Origin of the sequence: Streptomyces halobius (assembly GCF_023277745.1) — a bacterium.
GTDB lineage: Bacteria > Actinomycetota > Actinomycetes > Streptomycetales > Streptomycetaceae > Streptomyces > Streptomyces halobius.
The window spans coordinates 6,396,924-6,411,770 of the sequence record NZ_CP086322.1 but is presented as its reverse complement, the minus strand read 5'-3'; the positions used below and the strand labels follow the sequence as shown (position 1 = coordinate 6,411,770).

At 71.0% G+C, this 14,847-nt stretch carries 10 protein-coding genes; 5 read left to right on the top strand and 5 right to left on the bottom strand.

Going from position 1 to position 14,847, the window contains the following annotated elements; translation table 11 throughout:
- Positions 1 to 59 precede the first annotated feature (59 nt).
- Positions 60 to 707, top strand: coding sequence for a superoxide dismutase (locus K9S39_RS29045; protein ID WP_248866303.1), 648 nt, complete (start codon positions 60 to 62; stop codon positions 705 to 707).
- A gap of 117 nt (positions 708 to 824) precedes the next feature.
- On the opposite strand, the gene K9S39_RS29040 is transcribed toward K9S39_RS29045, so the two are convergent.
- A complete protein-coding gene (locus K9S39_RS29040) occupies positions 825 to 1,469 on the bottom strand; it encodes a mycothiol-dependent nitroreductase Rv2466c family protein (RefSeq protein ID WP_248866302.1) in 645 nt (214 codons plus the stop codon).
- A gap of 114 nt (positions 1,470 to 1,583) precedes the next feature.
- Here K9S39_RS29040 and pepN (K9S39_RS29035) point away from each other — a divergent pair, with 114 nt between their 5' ends.
- Both pepN (K9S39_RS29035) and K9S39_RS29030 read left to right on the top strand, forming a co-directional pair.
- Positions 1,584 to 4,202, top strand: coding sequence for an aminopeptidase N (gene pepN, locus K9S39_RS29035; protein WP_248866301.1), 2,619 nt, complete (start codon positions 1,584 to 1,586; stop codon positions 4,200 to 4,202).
- A 124-nt stretch (positions 4,203 to 4,326) separates the two neighbouring features.
- Positions 4,327 to 5,349, top strand: a complete 1,023-nt coding sequence (locus K9S39_RS29030; protein WP_248866300.1) for a hypothetical protein — start codon at positions 4,327 to 4,329, stop codon at positions 5,347 to 5,349.
- Between the two features lie 12 nt (positions 5,350 to 5,361).
- Here K9S39_RS29030 and K9S39_RS29025 read toward each other — a convergent pair whose 3' ends face one another.
- Positions 5,362 to 7,107, bottom strand: a complete 1,746-nt coding sequence (locus tag K9S39_RS29025; RefSeq protein ID WP_248866299.1) for a TIGR03767 family metallophosphoesterase — start codon at positions 7,105 to 7,107, stop codon at positions 5,362 to 5,364.
- Positions 7,108 to 7,565: 458 nt separating this feature from the next.
- Here K9S39_RS29025 and K9S39_RS29020 point away from each other — a divergent pair, with 458 nt between their 5' ends.
- Positions 7,566 to 8,597, top strand: a complete 1,032-nt coding sequence (locus K9S39_RS29020; protein ID WP_248866298.1) for an aspartate-semialdehyde dehydrogenase — start codon at positions 7,566 to 7,568, stop codon at positions 8,595 to 8,597.
- Positions 8,598 to 8,679: 82 nt separating this feature from the next.
- Here K9S39_RS29020 and K9S39_RS29015 read toward each other — a convergent pair whose 3' ends face one another.
- Entirely contained in the window at positions 8,680 to 9,207 is a 528-nt protein-coding gene (locus K9S39_RS29015; protein ID WP_248866297.1) for a DUF1203 domain-containing protein, read from the bottom strand.
- A gap of 278 nt (positions 9,208 to 9,485) precedes the next feature.
- Here K9S39_RS29015 and pepN (K9S39_RS29010) point away from each other — a divergent pair, with 278 nt between their 5' ends.
- Entirely contained in the window at positions 9,486 to 12,053 is a 2,568-nt protein-coding gene (pepN, locus tag K9S39_RS29010; RefSeq protein ID WP_248866296.1) for an aminopeptidase N, read from the top strand.
- Between the two features lie 498 nt (positions 12,054 to 12,551).
- On the opposite strand, the gene alc is transcribed toward pepN (K9S39_RS29010), so the two are convergent.
- Together alc and K9S39_RS29000 are read right to left on the bottom strand one after the other, a co-directional pair.
- A complete protein-coding gene (alc, locus tag K9S39_RS29005; protein ID WP_248866295.1) occupies positions 12,552 to 13,694 on the bottom strand; it encodes an allantoicase in 1,143 nt (380 codons plus the stop codon).
- Positions 13,695 to 13,848: 154 nt separating this feature from the next.
- Positions 13,849 to 14,787, bottom strand: a complete 939-nt coding sequence (locus K9S39_RS29000; RefSeq protein ID WP_248866294.1) for a LysR family transcriptional regulator — start codon at positions 14,785 to 14,787, stop codon at positions 13,849 to 13,851.
- Positions 14,788 to 14,847: the final 60 nt, after the last annotated feature.

The window sequence follows — 14,847 nt, the reverse complement described above, 5'->3', positions numbered from 1 at the left end:
CGTGCTCTTGCACATTGATTGCAACTACTGCGAATACGCAGCTTGGAGGCGGGATCGGCATGGCGACCTACACACTTCCGGAACTCCCCTACGACTACTCGGCGCTGGCGCCGGTCATCAGCCCCGAGATCATCGAGCTGCACCACGACAAGCACCACGCGGCGTATGTGAAGGGCGCCAACGACACGCTGGAGCAGCTCGCCGAGGCGCGCGACAAGGACCAGTGGGGCAGCATCAACGGGCTGGAGAAGAACCTCGCGTTCCACCTCTCCGGCCACATCCTGCACAGCATCTACTGGCACAACATGACCGGCCCGAAGGACGGCGGCGGTGAGCCGCTGGCCGCCGACGGGGTCGGGGAGCTCGCGGACGCCATCGCGGAGAGCTTCGGCTCGTACGCCGCGTTCAAGGCGCAGCTGACGAAGGCGGCGGCGACCACACAGGGATCCGGCTGGGGCGTGCTGGCGTACGAGCCGGTCAGCGGCCGGCTGATCGTCGAGCAGATCTATGACCACCAGGGCAACGTCGGTCAGGGATCGGTGCCGATCCTGGTCTTCGACGCCTGGGAGCACGCGTTCTACCTGCAGTACAAGAACCAGAAGGTGGACTTCATCGAGGCGATGTGGCAGGTCGTCAACTGGCAGGACGTGGCAAAGCGGTACACGTCGGCCAAGGAGCGGGCGAACAACCTGCTGCTGGTGCCGTGAGGCCGTAGCGGCCCCATGCGTCCCGCCTCGTGATCGTCTTCTCACCCTTCACGCGGGCGGGCGGAATGGCGGAGCGCCCCCGTGCGTCGGATACGTACGGGGGCGCTCCCATGAGCGTCAGTCGAACCGCGGCCCCTTCGTCCGCGTCCGCTTGATCTCGTAGAACCCCGGGATGGAGGCGACCATCAGCGTGCCGTCCCACAGCTTCGCGGCTTCCTCGCCCTTGGGGGCCGGGGTGACGACCGGGCCGAAGAACGCTATCTGCTCGCCGTCGGAGCCGGGGACGGCGATGACCGGGGTGCCGACCTCCTGGCCGACCAGATCGATGCCCTGCTTGTGGGAGGCGCGCAGCTGGGCGTCGTAGGCGTCGGAGCCGGCCGCGTCGACCAGGCCGACGGGGAGCCCGGCGTCTTCGAGGGCGGCGACGATCGTCTCGCGGGTGTTGCGCTCGCCCCGGTTGTGCAGCCGGGTGCCGAGCGCGGTGTAGAGCGGGCCGAGCACCTCGCTGCCGTGCTGCTGCTCGGCGGCGACGCACACCCGTACCGGGGCCCAGGACTTGCCGCCGGGGAGCATGCCCTCGCGGTACTCCTCGGGGATCTCGTCCAGTTTGTCCTCGTTGAGGACCGCCAGGCTCATGACGTGCCACCGCACCTCCACCGGGCGGACCTTTTCCACCTCCAGCATCCAGCGGGAGGTCATCCAGGCCCAGGGGCACAGCGGGTCGAACCAGAAGTCTGCCGGCGTCTTGGCGGTTTCGGACACTAGGTCTCCTCGTGAGAGCGGCTGGTGGACGGTTCAACAGCCGACCCCCGTGCCATGATTCCCAGTGTTCGATATGCGAGACGAGAACGACGACTACGACGAGGGAGTCACGGCGTGCCAGGTGAGAATCTGTCCCGGGACGAGGCCCACGAGCGGGGCCGGCTGCTGAGTGTCGACCGGTACGACGTGGCACTCGATGTCCGGTCAGCGGTGCGGCACGACGGGGCCGCGGCCACCTTCCGCTCCCTGACGACGATCCGCTTCCGCTGCGCCGAGCCGGGCGCCTCGACCTTCGCCGATCTGCTCGCGCCGTCGGTGACCTCGGTCACCCTCAACGGCCGTGCCCTGGACCCGGCCGTGGTCTTCGACGGCACCCGGATCACGCTCGACGGGCTGGCCGCGGAGAACGTCCTCGTCGTCGACGCGCAGTGCGCCTACAGCCGTACCGGCGAGGGTCTGCACCGGTTCGTGGACCCGGAGGACGGTGAGGTCTACCTCTACACGCAGTACGAACCGGCCGACGCCCGCCGGGTCTTCGCCAACTTCGAACAGCCCGATCTGAAGGCCCCGTTCAGCTTCGAGGTGACCGCACCCGAGGGGTGGCGGGTGCTCAGCAACGGGGCGCAGGAGGGGGAAGTCGAGGAGGGGCGGCACCGGTTCGCGACCACGAAGCCGATCTCCACGTACATCACGGCGGTGGTAGCCGGTCCGTACCACTACGTCTCGGACACCTACCGGCGCGCCTTCGAGGACGGTACCGAGCTGGAGATCCCGCTGGGCGCGCTGTGCCGCAAGGGGCTGGCCAGGCACTTCGACGCGGACGACATCTTCACGGTCACCAAGCAGGGCCTGGATTTCTTCCATGACCACTTCGACTACCCGTACCCGTTCGGGAAGTACGACCAGGCGTTCGTGCCGGAGTACAACCTCGGCGCGATGGAGAACCCGGGGTGCGTCACCTTCCGTGAGGAGTTCGTCTTCCGGGGGAAGGTGACCGACGCGTCGTACGAGGGCCGGGCCAACGTCATTCTGCATGAGATGGCGCATATGTGGTTCGGGGATCTGGTCACCATGCAGTGGTGGGACGATCTCTGGCTCAAGGAGTCGTTCGCGGACTTCATGGGCGCGTTCTCACTGGTGGAGGCGACGCGCTTCCGTGACGGCTGGATCACCTTCGCCAATCGGCGCAAGTCGTGGGCCTACCGCGCCGATCAGCTGCCGTCCACCCATCCGATCACCGCCGACATCCATGACCTGGAGGACGCCAAGCTCAACTTCGACGGCATCACCTACGCCAAGGGCGCCTCGGTGCTCAAGCAGCTGGTGGCCTACGCGGGGCAGGACGCGTTCCTGGAGGGCGCGCGGCGCTATTTCAAGCGGCACGCGTACGGCAATACGCGGCTGACGGATCTGCTGTCGGTGCTGGAGGAGACGTCCGGGCGGGACATGGCGGCCTGGTCGCGCGCCTGGCTGCAGACTGCGGGGGTCAACACCCTGACGCCGAAGGTTACTTACGACGCGCAGGACCGGATCACGGAGCTCGGCATCCTCCAGGAGGCGGCGGCGCCCGACCACGCGGCGGAGCCACATGTCCAACAGGGGTCGGATCTGCGGCCGCACCGGGTCGCGGTGGGCCTCTACCGACGCCAGGACGCCGACAACGCGCTGGTGCGTTACGCCGGCGCGGAGGTGGACGTCTCCGGGCCGCACACCGTCGTGACGGAGCTGGCCGGGGTCGAACGGCCGGAGCTGGTGCTGGTCAACGACCGGGATCTGACCTATTGCAAGATCCGGTTCGACGAGGGGTCGCTGGCCACCCTGCGGGCCCGGCTCGGCGAACTCGTCGACCCCCTGGCGCGTGCGCTGTGCTGGGCCGCGCTGTGGGGGCTGACCCGCGACGGGCTGATGCCGGCCCGCGACTATCTGGACCTGGTGCTGCGGTTCGCCGGCCGGGAGACCGACATCGGTGTGCTGCAGTCGCTGCACGGCCAGGCCCGTACGGCGCTGGAGCACTACTCCGCGCCGCACCGCCGCGAGGACGCCGCCCGGGAGCTGGCCGAGGGCGCGCTGCGGGAGCTGCGGACCGCGGCCCCGGGCAGCGACCACCAGCTCGCGTGGGCCCGGCACTTCGCCTCGGTCGCCTCGGCCACCGCCGATCTCCAGCTGCTGCGGGGCCTGCTGGAGGGCACCGCGAAGATCGACGGGCTGGAGGTGGACCAGGAGCTGCGCTGGACGTTCCTGAAGCCGCTGGTCTCGCACGGCGTGCTGGACGAGACCGCCGTCGCCGACGAGCTGGCCCGGGACGACACCGCGTCCGGCAAGCGCTACCAGGTGCGGTGCCTGGCGGCCCGTCCGTCGGCGGAGGTCAAGGCGCGGGCGTGGGCCGATGTCGTGGAGTCCGACGCGCTGTCGAACGCGCTGGTGGAGGCGACGATCAGCGGGTTCGCGCAGCTCCGGCAGCGGGAGCTGCTGGCCCCGTACGCGCCGCGCTACTTCGAGATGATCGAGCGGGTCTGGCAGGAGCGGTCCATCGAGATCGGCATGGTGGTGGTGCGCGGGCTGTTCCCGGCCTGGCAGGTGGAGCAGGGGACGCTGGACGCGGCGGACGCCTGGCTGGCCGGGCATCCCGACGCGGCGCCCGCGCTGCGCCGGCTGGTGTCGGAGGAGCGGGACGATCTCGCGCGGGCGCTGCGGGCACAGGCTTGTGACGAGGCCGCCGCGCCGAGGCCGTAACCCCGGTCCCGACCAGCCTTTTTCGGCAGTCGAACGCCCGTACTTTAGTACGGAGTTGTCCGGTTTGCGATACAGGCGTGTAACAGCGGTTAGGGGGCGGAGCGGGCGCGGGAAAGGCCGGGTCATGAACCACGACACCCCTCTCTCCCCCCTCCCCCTCCGCCACCTCTTCGACGCCCAGCGCCGGGTCCTGACCGCGCGACAGCTGCGCGATCACGGCGTCCCGGCGACGGAGACCGCCGAGCGGTGCCGGCCCGGCGGCCCCTGGCAGCAGGTGCTGCCCGGCGTCTATGTGCTGCACCCGGGGCCGCCCACCAGCGAGGAACGGCTGCATGCCGTCCTGCTGTACGCCACCGCCCGCGGCACCGGCGTACCCGGCCAGGGCGGTGAGCGGCCCGCCGCACCGGAGGCGATGATCACCGGTCTGGCGGCGCTCGCCCTGCACGGCTTCGCCGCCGCTCCCCCGCTGCTCTCCCTGGACCGGATCGAGGTCCTGGTCAGCCGGGGCAGGCGGCTGCGTTCGACCGGTTTCGCGCAGATCATCCGGGCGCCGGAGCTGCCGGCCCCACGGCGGATCACCGGGGTGCCCACCGCTCCGGTCGCCCGGGCGCTGGCGGACGCGGTGGCCCGGCTCGCCGACGTGTCGACGGTGCGCCGGCTGCTGACCGAGGCGGTCCGCGGCGGGCACTGCGAGGCCGCCTCGGTGGTACGGGAGCTGAGCCGGGCCCGGCTGCTGACCCGGCCGCACATGGTGGACGCGGTGGACGCCCTGGTGGCCGAGGGCCGGGCGCTGGCCGAGCAGCGGCTGTACGCGACGGTGCGCCAGTGCGACCTGCCCGACCCGCTGTGGAACGTCGATCTGCGACTGCCGGGCGGGCCGCACCTGGGCGGGGTGGACGCGTTCTGGCCGGAGCAGTCGGTGGCCGTGGAGATCGACACCAGGGCATCGCGCCCGGAGGACGGCCCGCGGCACTCCTCGTGCGATCGCAAACGGGAGTATCTGGAGCGGCTGGGCATCACCCTGATCCGCTGCCTCCCGCGCACGCTGCGCGAGGCCCCCGAGCAGCAGGCCGCGGTGATCCGTACGGCCCTGATGGCAGCGGCGGACCGGGAGCCGAGCTCGTATGTGGTGGTGCTGCCTCGCTAGCCCCGGCCCCCGTCACCCCCGCTTCAGCACCAGTTCCACATTGCGGTCCTGTGCCGTGCCCGCCAGGTCCGAGCGGGCCTCGGGGGCGTTGAAGGACAGTTCGCGGTAGAGGGCGGCCAGGCCGGTCTGGGACAGATCGGTGAAGTCCGTACGGTGCGGGGCGGCGGATTCCACCAGGGTGGTGAACAGCGACAGGGTGCCGTCGTGGTTGTCCACCAGCTCGATGACCCGGGCGAGCTGCGGGAAGTCGATGTGTGAGGCGGTGGAGACCTCCCAGAAGGTGCCGTGCGGGCTGATGGCGTTCCGGTGGCTGTGACCGTTGATCCAGCCCACGACGGCGGGATGGGCGGACAGCAGCTCCACCAGTTCGGCGCCGCCGTGCCGCCGCTCGTCGGGGCGCGCCGGGTCGGGGCGGGTGTTGTTCATGGTCCTGCTGGTGTGGTGGCTGAAGACCAGGACATGCGCCTTGTCGCCCCGCTCGTTCTTCTTCAGCACCCGCATGAGCCATTCCAGCTGGCCGTCGCCTATGGAGCCGGTGTAGTGACCGCCGGGGTCGGTGGTGTCCAGACTGACGCCGAGGACATCGTCGGAGATCGCGAACGTGTAGTAGAGCCGGTCCTCGGCGAGGCTGTCCGCGGTGTACCCGTGGCCGTGCGGGCCGGGGCCGGTGCGGGCCGGGTCCAGATGGGCCTTGAGGTACTCGGCGCGGGTGAAGGGCGCGCGCCGCTCGTCGGGGGTGACCGTCCGCGCCTGCTGGGCGTGCGCCTTCAGCAGCCGCTTGAAGTCCTCCCCCTTGGGGTCGAGGCCCTTCTTGACCGCCTTCCACACCTGCGCTGCCTCGTCGGCGGGCAGCGTCTCCAGCTTGCGGCCGCCGGTGGCGATCTCGGCGAAGTCGGGGTCGCCGGGCGCGTAGCAGCCGCCCGGCAGCGAGTCGTGGTTACCGACCGTGGAGTACCAGGGCAGCCGCAGCCCCGGGCTGTGCACGGTCCGGATCGCCGCGTCGAGGAATCCGTCCAGCCGTGGGAAGCCGAGCTGCTTGTCGGCGTCGCGCAGGGCGCTGTCCGGCTGCCAGTACAGGGTCAGCCCGCTGTCCTGGACGCCTTCGTAGCGGTGCGGGGCACCGGAGTTGGGGGTGATCCGGCCGCCGCTCATCGCGGTCAGGAACCAGTCCAGTTCGAGCCGGGAGTTGTTGTCGGTGTTGTCGCCCGTGGTCATCACGAAGGACAGCGGGGCGCCGGTGGCGGGCCCGCCCGGCAGCGCGTTGACCCGCTCGATCAGCGAGATCACCCCGGCGACGGAGAGCGCCTCCTGCGGCCGCCAGGCGCTCGCGGTCTCGGCGCGCAGATACTCGTAGCGCAGCGGACTCTGCACATCGACCAGGTGCAGATCGGTGAACTGGACGAACGACGCGAGCGCGGTGCGCCGCTGATCACGCCCGGGGCGGGCGGACGCGAGATCGGCACGGACGACCCGGTCCCAGGCGGGGCCGTCGGCGAGCCGGCGGTAGCCGGAGGTGCCGCGCGGGGTGGCGACGGAGGCGAGGGTGGTGCCGCGCTCGTAGGGGACGCCCGGGACGGCCGGGGGCTGGACCGGCACCGGCGCGGCGGGCGGCGGGCCCGGGGTGACGGTGGCGGCCGAGGCGGGCCGGTCCCCGCCGATACCGAGGGTGAGCCCGAGCCCCGTGGCGGCGCCCACGACGCCGGTCGCGGCGAGGAAGGTACGGCGGTCGAGAGCAGCGGCGGACCGGATACGGGACATACGCGAACTCCCCGAGTGCGAACGCGAAGGCGGCCGGGAGCAGTGGCGGCGGGACGGGGCTTCTCGTCGCCCCTCCGCAGCTCAACTGCCCTGTCATGGAGGATCGTTGGCAGCGGAATTGACCTCCGGGTGAACGCCGCCGCAACGCCGCCTGCCCATCTCCGCACAGGGATCTGCGCGTCACCGGCCGGTCACCGCCCCCTGCCCCCGGGGGCGCGTCGCCGTCACCAGGTGTTCACCCAACGGGATAACCACACCACTCCGAGCGACCGCCCCACACGGAGAGTGACCATCGTCCGCCGTTCCGTCGCCATCGCGCCGCGGTTCCGCCACGGAATGGAACGGATTGGACAAGGCGATGTGTCTCACACACATGATGGAGCCACTACTGAGCAGGTGTTCCGTGCAGATGCCTCAGTAAGGCAGACGCCTCAGTCAGGTCAGAAAGAAGGAGTCCCATGAGGATCGGAATCGTCGGAGCCACCGGACAGGTCGGCGGCGTGATGCGGGGCATTCTCGCCGAGCGGAACTTCCCGGTGGAGCAGCTGCGGCTGTTCGCTTCGGCGCGGTCCGCCGGCCGCACGCTGCCCTGGCGCGACACCGAGGTCACCGTCGAGGACGCGGCCACGGCGGACTACTCGGGGCTGGACATCGTCCTGTTCTCGGCCGGCGGCGCGACGTCCAAGGCGCTGGCGGAGAAGGTCGCCGACGCCGGTCCCGTCGTGATCGACAACTCCTCGGCCTGGCGCCGGCACCCGGAGGTCCCGCTGGTCGTCTCCGAGGTCAACCCGCACGCCATCGCGGACCGGCCCAAGGGCATCATCGCCAACCCGAACTGCACGACCATGGCCGCGATGCCGGTGCTGCGTCCGCTGCACGAGGAGGCCGGCCTGGTATCGCTGGTCGTCTCCACCTACCAGGCGGTGTCCGGCAGCGGGCTGGCCGGTGTGGAGGAGCTCGACGGCCAGGTCCGCAAGGCGGTCGAACAGGACGCCACCCAGCTGACGCACGACGGCTCGGCGGTGGAGTTCCCCGCCCCGGACAAGTACGTCCGCCCGATCGCCTTCAACGTCCTGCCGATGGCCGGATCGATCGTCGACGACGGTCTGGGCGAGACCGACGAGGAGCAGAAGCTCCGCAACGAGAGCCGCAAGATCCTGGAGATCCCGGACCTGAAGGTATCCGGCACCTGCGTCCGGGTCCCGGTCTTCACCGGCCACTCCCTGCAGGTCAACGCCCGCTTCGCGCGCCCGGTCAGCGCCGCCCGCGCCCAGCAGCTGCTGGCCGGCGCCCCCGGCGTCGCCCTCTCCGACGTCCCGACCCCGCTCCAGGCCGCCGGCCAGGACGCGTCCTTCGTGGGCCGTATCCGCGAGGACGAGACCGTCGAGAACGGCCTGGCGCTGTTCGTCTCCAACGACAACCTCCGCAAGGGGGCGGCGCTGAACGCCGTCCAGATCGCGGAGCTGGTCGCGGCGGAGCTGCGCGGCTGAGACGCGACAGCGCGGGGCGGGCCGGTACGTACCGGCCCGCCCCGCGCTGTCGTTCCGGCGCTATGCTCTGCGCGCCTCGAACCTATGTCCTGCGCACCTCGAAGTGGAAGCAGCCGTACTCCAGGGCGCGTACGTGCACCAGAGCCACGTCGGCGGCGGCGAACGCCTCGTCGAGGACCGCGTCGAAACCGGCCCCTGCGTCCAGGGGGATCTTGAAGAACCGCCCGCCGACGATCTGCCCTGCGGCGTTGTAGCGGCGGATCGTCCGCAGCGCGCCCGGCCGTGCGAACGGATACCCGGAGACGGTGACGGTGTCGTCCGGACCGTCACATGCCCCGGCGTGGATGAAGACCGGGCCCTGCTCGTCGTACGCCCCGGGATCGGCCCCGGTCGCGGCCGCCCAGCGGCGCAGTGGCGCGTACGAGACCAGCGCCACCTCCTCACCGGGCTCGATGGCCCGCAGACAGCAGCGCAGCGGACTGCCGACGCAGTCCATGGGCACGCCGTCCTCACGGGCGATGATGGGCGTGGCCGGGCGTCCGGCGTCGTCGGCGGTGCGGAGTTCGTCGGCGGTGGCGGCGGGGATGGGGCGGGGGAGGTACTTGATCATGCCTCCAGCGTGGTCGTTCGGCCGGCGGAACGCTGGCGGAAAGACGACGCCGTCCCCCGTGGTCAGGTCCCAGAGCTCGGCGTCCTCGCTCTGCCTCCCACTCCCGAAAGGCCGCCTCGTACTCGGCCTCAAGATCGTGATCGTTCACAGCGCCGGCCTGCTGGACGGCGGCCCCTCCGTATCGCGATAACCGGCACTGCCCCCGATCGGGTGAACCCGCACCGTGGAAGGATGGCCGAAGAGCCCGATTCCGATGAAGAGGCGAAGGAGATGACCGGGTGCCTGGCACGAATCTGACCCGCGACGAGGCGCAGCAGCGGGCGCGGCTGCTGACCGTGGACGCGTACGAGATCGATCTCGACCTCTCCGGGGCGCAGGAAGGAGGGACGTACCGGTCCGTGACCGCGGTGCGTTTCGACGTCGCCGAGGCGGGCGCGGACTCGTTCATCGACCTGGTCGCGCCGACCGTGCACGAGGTCGTGCTCAACGGCGAAGCGCTGGATGTGGCCGAGGTGTTCCGGGACTCGCGGATCGCGCTCGCGGGGCTGCCGGCCGGCCGCAACGAGCTGCGGGTGGTCGCGGACTGCGCGTACACGAACACCGGTGAGGGCCTGCACCGGTTCATCGACCCCGTGGACCAGCAGGCCTATCTCTACACGCAGTTCGAGGTGCCGGACGCGCGGCGGGTGTTCGCCTCCTTCGAGCAGCCGGACCTCAAGGCGACCTTCCGGTTCACCGTGAAGGCGCCCGAGGGCTGGACGGTGATCTCGAACTCTCCGACGCCGGAGCCGAGCGGGAACGTCTGGCGGTTCGCGCCCACGCCGCGGATCTCGACGTATGTCACGGCCCTGATCGTCGGCCCGTACCACAGCGTGCACAGCACCTGGGAGGGCGAGGGGCGGACCGTGCCGCTGGGGATCTACTGCCGGCCCTCGCTCGCCGAGCACCTCGACGCGGACGAGATCTTCGCCGTCACCCGGCAGGGCTTCGACTGGTTCCAGGAGAAGTTCGACTACCCCTATCCGTTCGCGAAGTACGACCAGCTGTTCGTGCCGGAGTTCAACGCCGGGGCGATGGAGAACGCCGGTGCGGTGACCATCCGCGACCAGTACGTGTTCCGGTCGAAGGTGACGGACGCGGCGTACGAGGTGCGGGCGGAGACGATCCTGCACGAGCTGGCGCACATGTGGTTCGGCGATCTGGTCACCATGGAGTGGTGGAACGACCTGTGGCTGAACGAGTCGTTCGCCACCTACACGTCGATCGCCTGCCAGGCGTATGCGCCCGGGAGCAGGTGGCCGCACTCCTGGACCACGTTCGCCAACTCCATGAAGACCTGGGCCTACCGGCAGGACCAGCTGCCCAGCACCCACCCGATCATGGCGGAGATCCGGGATCTGGACGATGTGCTGGTCAATTTCGACGGAATCACGTACGCGAAGGGCGCCTCGGTGCTCAAGCAGCTCGTGGCCTACGTCGGGATGGAGGAGTTCTTCAAGGGCGTCCAGGCTTATTTCAAGGCGCACGAGTACAAGAACACGCGGCTGAGTGATCTGCTGGGCGCGCTGGAGGAGACCAGCGGGCGCGATCTGAAGAACTGGTCGAAGAAGTGGCTGGAGACCGCGGGCATCAACATCCTGCGGCCGGAGATCGCCACCGACGACGACGGCACCATCACCTCCTTCGCCGTCAGGCAGGAGGCCCCCGCGCTGCCCGCCGGCGCCACGGGCGAGCCGATCCTGCGCCCGCACCGGATCGCGATCGGCCTGTACGACCACGAGGACGGCAAGCTGGTCCGCAAGAAGCGGATCGAGCTGGACGTCGACGGTGAGCTGACCGAGGTCCCACAGCTGGCGGGCACGCTGCGGCCGGCCGTCGTCCTGCTCAACGACGACGACCTCTCCTACGCGAAGGTGCGCCTGGACGAGGAGTCGCTGAAGGCCGTCACCGCGCACCTCGGCGACTTCACCGAGTCGCTGCCGCGCGCCCTGTCGTGGGCGTCGGCGTGGGACATGACGCGGGACGCCGAACTGGCCACCCGCGACTATCTGTCGCTGGTGCTGTCCGGCATCGGCAAGGAGTCGGACATCGGCGTCGTCCAGTCGCTGCACCGTCAGGTGAAGCTGGCGCTGGATCTGTACGCGGCCCCGCAGTGGCGTCGGACCGGCCTGACGACCTGGACGGAGGCGGCACTGGAACGGCTGCGGGCCGCCGCGCCGGGCAGTGACCACCAGCTGGCGTGGGCCCGCGCGTTCGCCGCCACCGCCCGTACCGACGCTCAACTGGACCTGCTACAGGGCCTGCTGGACGGTACGGAGGTCGTCGAGGGGCTGGTGGTGGACACCGAGCTGCGCTGGTCGCTGCTGGAGCGGCTGGCCGCCACCGGGCGGGCCGACGAGAAGGCCATCGCGGCGGAGCTGGAGCGCGACAAGACCTCGGCGGGCGAGCGGCACGCGGCGACGGCGCGCGCGGCACGGCCCACGGCCGAGGCGAAGGCGGAGGCCTGGGCTTCCGTCGTGGCCTCCGACACGCTTCCGAACGCCGTGCAGGAGGCCGTGATCAGCGGCTTTGTGCAGGCCGATCAGCGCGAGCTGCTGGCGCCGTACACCGCGCGGTACTTCGACGCGGTCAAGGACGTCTGGGAGTCCCGCAGCCACGAGATGGCGCAGCAGATCGCGGTAGGGCTCTACCCGGCACTGCAGGTCTCGCAGGAGACCCTGGACGCGACGGACGCCTGGCTGGCCTCAGCCGAGCCGAGCGCGGCGCTGCGCCGACTGGTGACGGAGGCACGCGCGGGCATCGAACGGGCACTCAAGGCGCAGGCGGCGGACGCGGCGGCCGGCTGACCGCTGACTGACGCCGGCGGCTGACGGCTGCGCTGAGCCGATGGGCAGGGGCGCCCCGGAACCTCGGTGGTTCCGGGGCGCCCTCGGTCTTCCTTCCCCCTCGGTCTTTCTTCCCGATACTTCCCGTTCCTCCCCGCTCGCCCGGGTGCAGGGTGCGGGCGAACGGAAGTGGTACCGCCCGGCGGCGGCGCGGACATGCGCTGCCGTCCGCCGGGCGAACCGGTCTCCGCCGGGCCCTGTCCCCCTCCTACGGGGCCCGGCGGAAATCGGGAATTACCCGCCCGCCCCGCGGGAATACCGCCCAGGCTGCGGGCATACCGCGCCTGCATCCGCCGCGTGACGCGGGAACGTAGGGCGGGAATACCGCCAGGCCCGCCGCGTTGTGGCCTGCGAGGGGCGCGCACAACCCCTGGGGGATCTGTTCGAACTCCCTTATCCGAACTCCCTTGAGGGTCCGCCCCTTGGGCCGGCCATCGCGCGCATCAGCCGTCGAGCGGATCAGCCGTCGAGCGCCTCGAAGCGCCGGCCGAGGGCCGCCCGCCCGGCCTCGGTGAGGCTGCCGTGCACCCGCATCCGGGCGAGGCCGCCGTCGGGGAAGACGTCCAGCCGTACGTGGGTGGCGGTGACGGCCCGGGGCAGCGTGAAGCGGTGCGGGGTGTCGGGCTGCAGCTTGGTCTTCGGCAGGATCTCGAACCAGGACGCCTCATCGGCCGGATCGCCGTCGCAGCCGTAAAGCGCCGCCCAGCCCGCGGAGTTGCCCTTGAGGTATGCGGTGTCGATCTCGACGGCACGGATCTCGCCCTGTGCGGCGAGGCGGAAGCGGACCCAGTCGTGGGTGCCCCGGACGCGGCGGCGGCGGTTCTCCCAGCCGTCGTCCATCTTGCGGGACAGATCGGGCTGGATGATCTGGGTCGGGGAGGAGTAGAAGCGGTCGGAGGCGTCCTCGACGGTGCCGCCGTGCATCACGGAGGCCAGGTCCAGGGTGCCGAGGACGTCCAGCCACTCGGGGTCGGGGACGGCCTCGCCGTGGACCCGCAGCCGGGCTATGCCGCCGTCGGGGTACTGCTTGAGGCGGAGGTGGGTGAAGCGGCGCTCGACGGTGACCTCGAAGCCGTTGGCGGCATGGCCGCGGACGGGGGTGCGCGGGATGAGCTCCTCCCACTTCACGTCCGGGGCCAGCAGGTCCTCGGGCCCGGGGCTGCCGGGCAGCGAGGTGCCCTCGACGCTGATCTGCTGCGGGTAGTTGCCCCGGAAGTGGGCGGTGTCGACGGTGACGCCGCGGATCACACCGGGAGCGGCGAGGCGGATCAGCGCCCAGTCGTGCTCGTCGTCGGCCGGGAAGGGGTGGTCGCCGTCGGTGCCGCGGCGGCGGCGGGTCTCCCAACCGTCCATGATCTTGCCCTTGTGGCCGAAGTGCTCGGGGTCGAAGACCGCCGGGCCGGGCTTCAGCAGGTTCTCACGCTCGGCGAAGAACTCGTCGTTCGCGGCGATGACACCGGCGCCGAAGCGGCGGTCGGCGAGATCGACGAGCGAGGTGAAGGGGAAGTCTCCGCCGCGGTAGTCCGCGTAGGGGTCGCCGCCGCCGTACGGGTTGGCGTCGTTGGCGTGCGGGTCGGTGGAGTGGGCGGCTGGGGTGGTCATCTCTGCCCCTCGTGTGGCCGGTGTGGTGGACGGTTCCACAGTCGCGCGGACTACCCCACAGGTCCATCGAAAGTTTTTGGACATTATGTTCAGTTAAATTGAAAGGTTGCTGTCTGGCCAGGTGTGGCTGCCTGAAGGCCAGGCCGACTGATGGTCAGGCCGACCGGAAGTCCTCCGCCGCCTGCTGGAGCGCGGCCAGCACCCGGGACAGCCCCGGCGCCCCTTCGGAGCCCCGCCGGACGGCCGCGACGACATGACGGCGCGGCTGGTCGGCGTGCAGCACCCGCAGTGCGACCCCGGCGCCCCGGTCGCCGTCCCGTAGCGCCCCGATACCGCCCGCCATCGCCATCCGCGGCACCAGCGCCACCCCCATCCCCGCCGCGACCATCGCCCAGATCGCGCTCCAGTCGGCGGCGGCGTGCGCCCGCTCGGGCACAAAGCCGGCGTTCTCACAGGCCGTGGTGGTGATCTGCGACCAGGGGCCGCTGGCGCCGAAGATCCACGGCTCCCCCGCCAGATCGGCCAGCCGCAGCCCCGGCTCGGCGGCCAGCGGATGACCGGCCGGCAGCGCCACGTCCAGCGGGTCGGCGAGCAGCGCGACTCGGCTGAACTTGGGGTCGCGCGGGGTCGGCGCGTGCGCGGCGAGCGACAGCGCGAGGTCGACGCTGCCCTCCGCCAGCAGTTCGTACGCGGCCTCCGCCTCCGCCTCCCGTACGGCCACGGCCAGGCCCGGGTGGGTACGGCGCAGTTCCTGGACGGCGGGCACGACCAGCGCGGGGACGGCGGTGGAGAACGCGCCGACCCGCACCTCGCCGGCCTCGCCCTGGAGGTAGCCGAGGAGTTCGGCATCGGCGCGCTCCAGCTGGGCGAAGACCGTCTCGGCGTGCCGCAGCACCAGATGCGCGGCGTCGGTCAGCCGCACCCGTCGCCCGTGGGCCTCCAGGAGGGTGACTCCGAGCTGTTTGGCGAGCCCGGTCAACTGCTGCGAGACCGCCGAGGGCGTCATATGCAGCGCCTCGGCGGTCGCGGTGACCGTGCCCAGCTCGTGGAGTGTGCGCAGGATGCGCAGCTTCTTGATGTCCCAGTCGGCCATGCGGGCAGCGTAGGCGGTCACGGTGCTGGTCAGCGCCGTACCGGGGAGAAGTCCAAGCGC

Coding starts and splice junctions, on each gene's coding strand:
- K9S39_RS29045 (WP_248866303.1), top strand. CDS start 60: ATGGCGACCTACACACTTCCGGAACTCCCCTACGACTACTCGGCGCTG.
- K9S39_RS29030 (WP_248866300.1), top strand. CDS start 4,327: ATGAACCACGACACCCCTCTCTCCCCCCTCCCCCTCCGCCACCTCTTC.
- K9S39_RS29025 (WP_248866299.1), bottom strand. CDS start 7,107: ATGTCCCGTATCCGGTCCGCCGCTGCTCTCGACCGCCGTACCTTCCTC.
- K9S39_RS29020 (WP_248866298.1), top strand. CDS start 7,566: ATGAGGATCGGAATCGTCGGAGCCACCGGACAGGTCGGCGGCGTGATG.
- K9S39_RS29015 (WP_248866297.1), bottom strand. CDS start 9,207: ATGATCAAGTACCTCCCCCGCCCCATCCCCGCCGCCACCGCCGACGAA.
- alc (WP_248866295.1), bottom strand. CDS start 13,694: ATGACCACCCCAGCCGCCCACTCCACCGACCCGCACGCCAACGACGCC.
- K9S39_RS29000 (WP_248866294.1), bottom strand. CDS start 14,787: ATGGCCGACTGGGACATCAAGAAGCTGCGCATCCTGCGCACACTCCAC.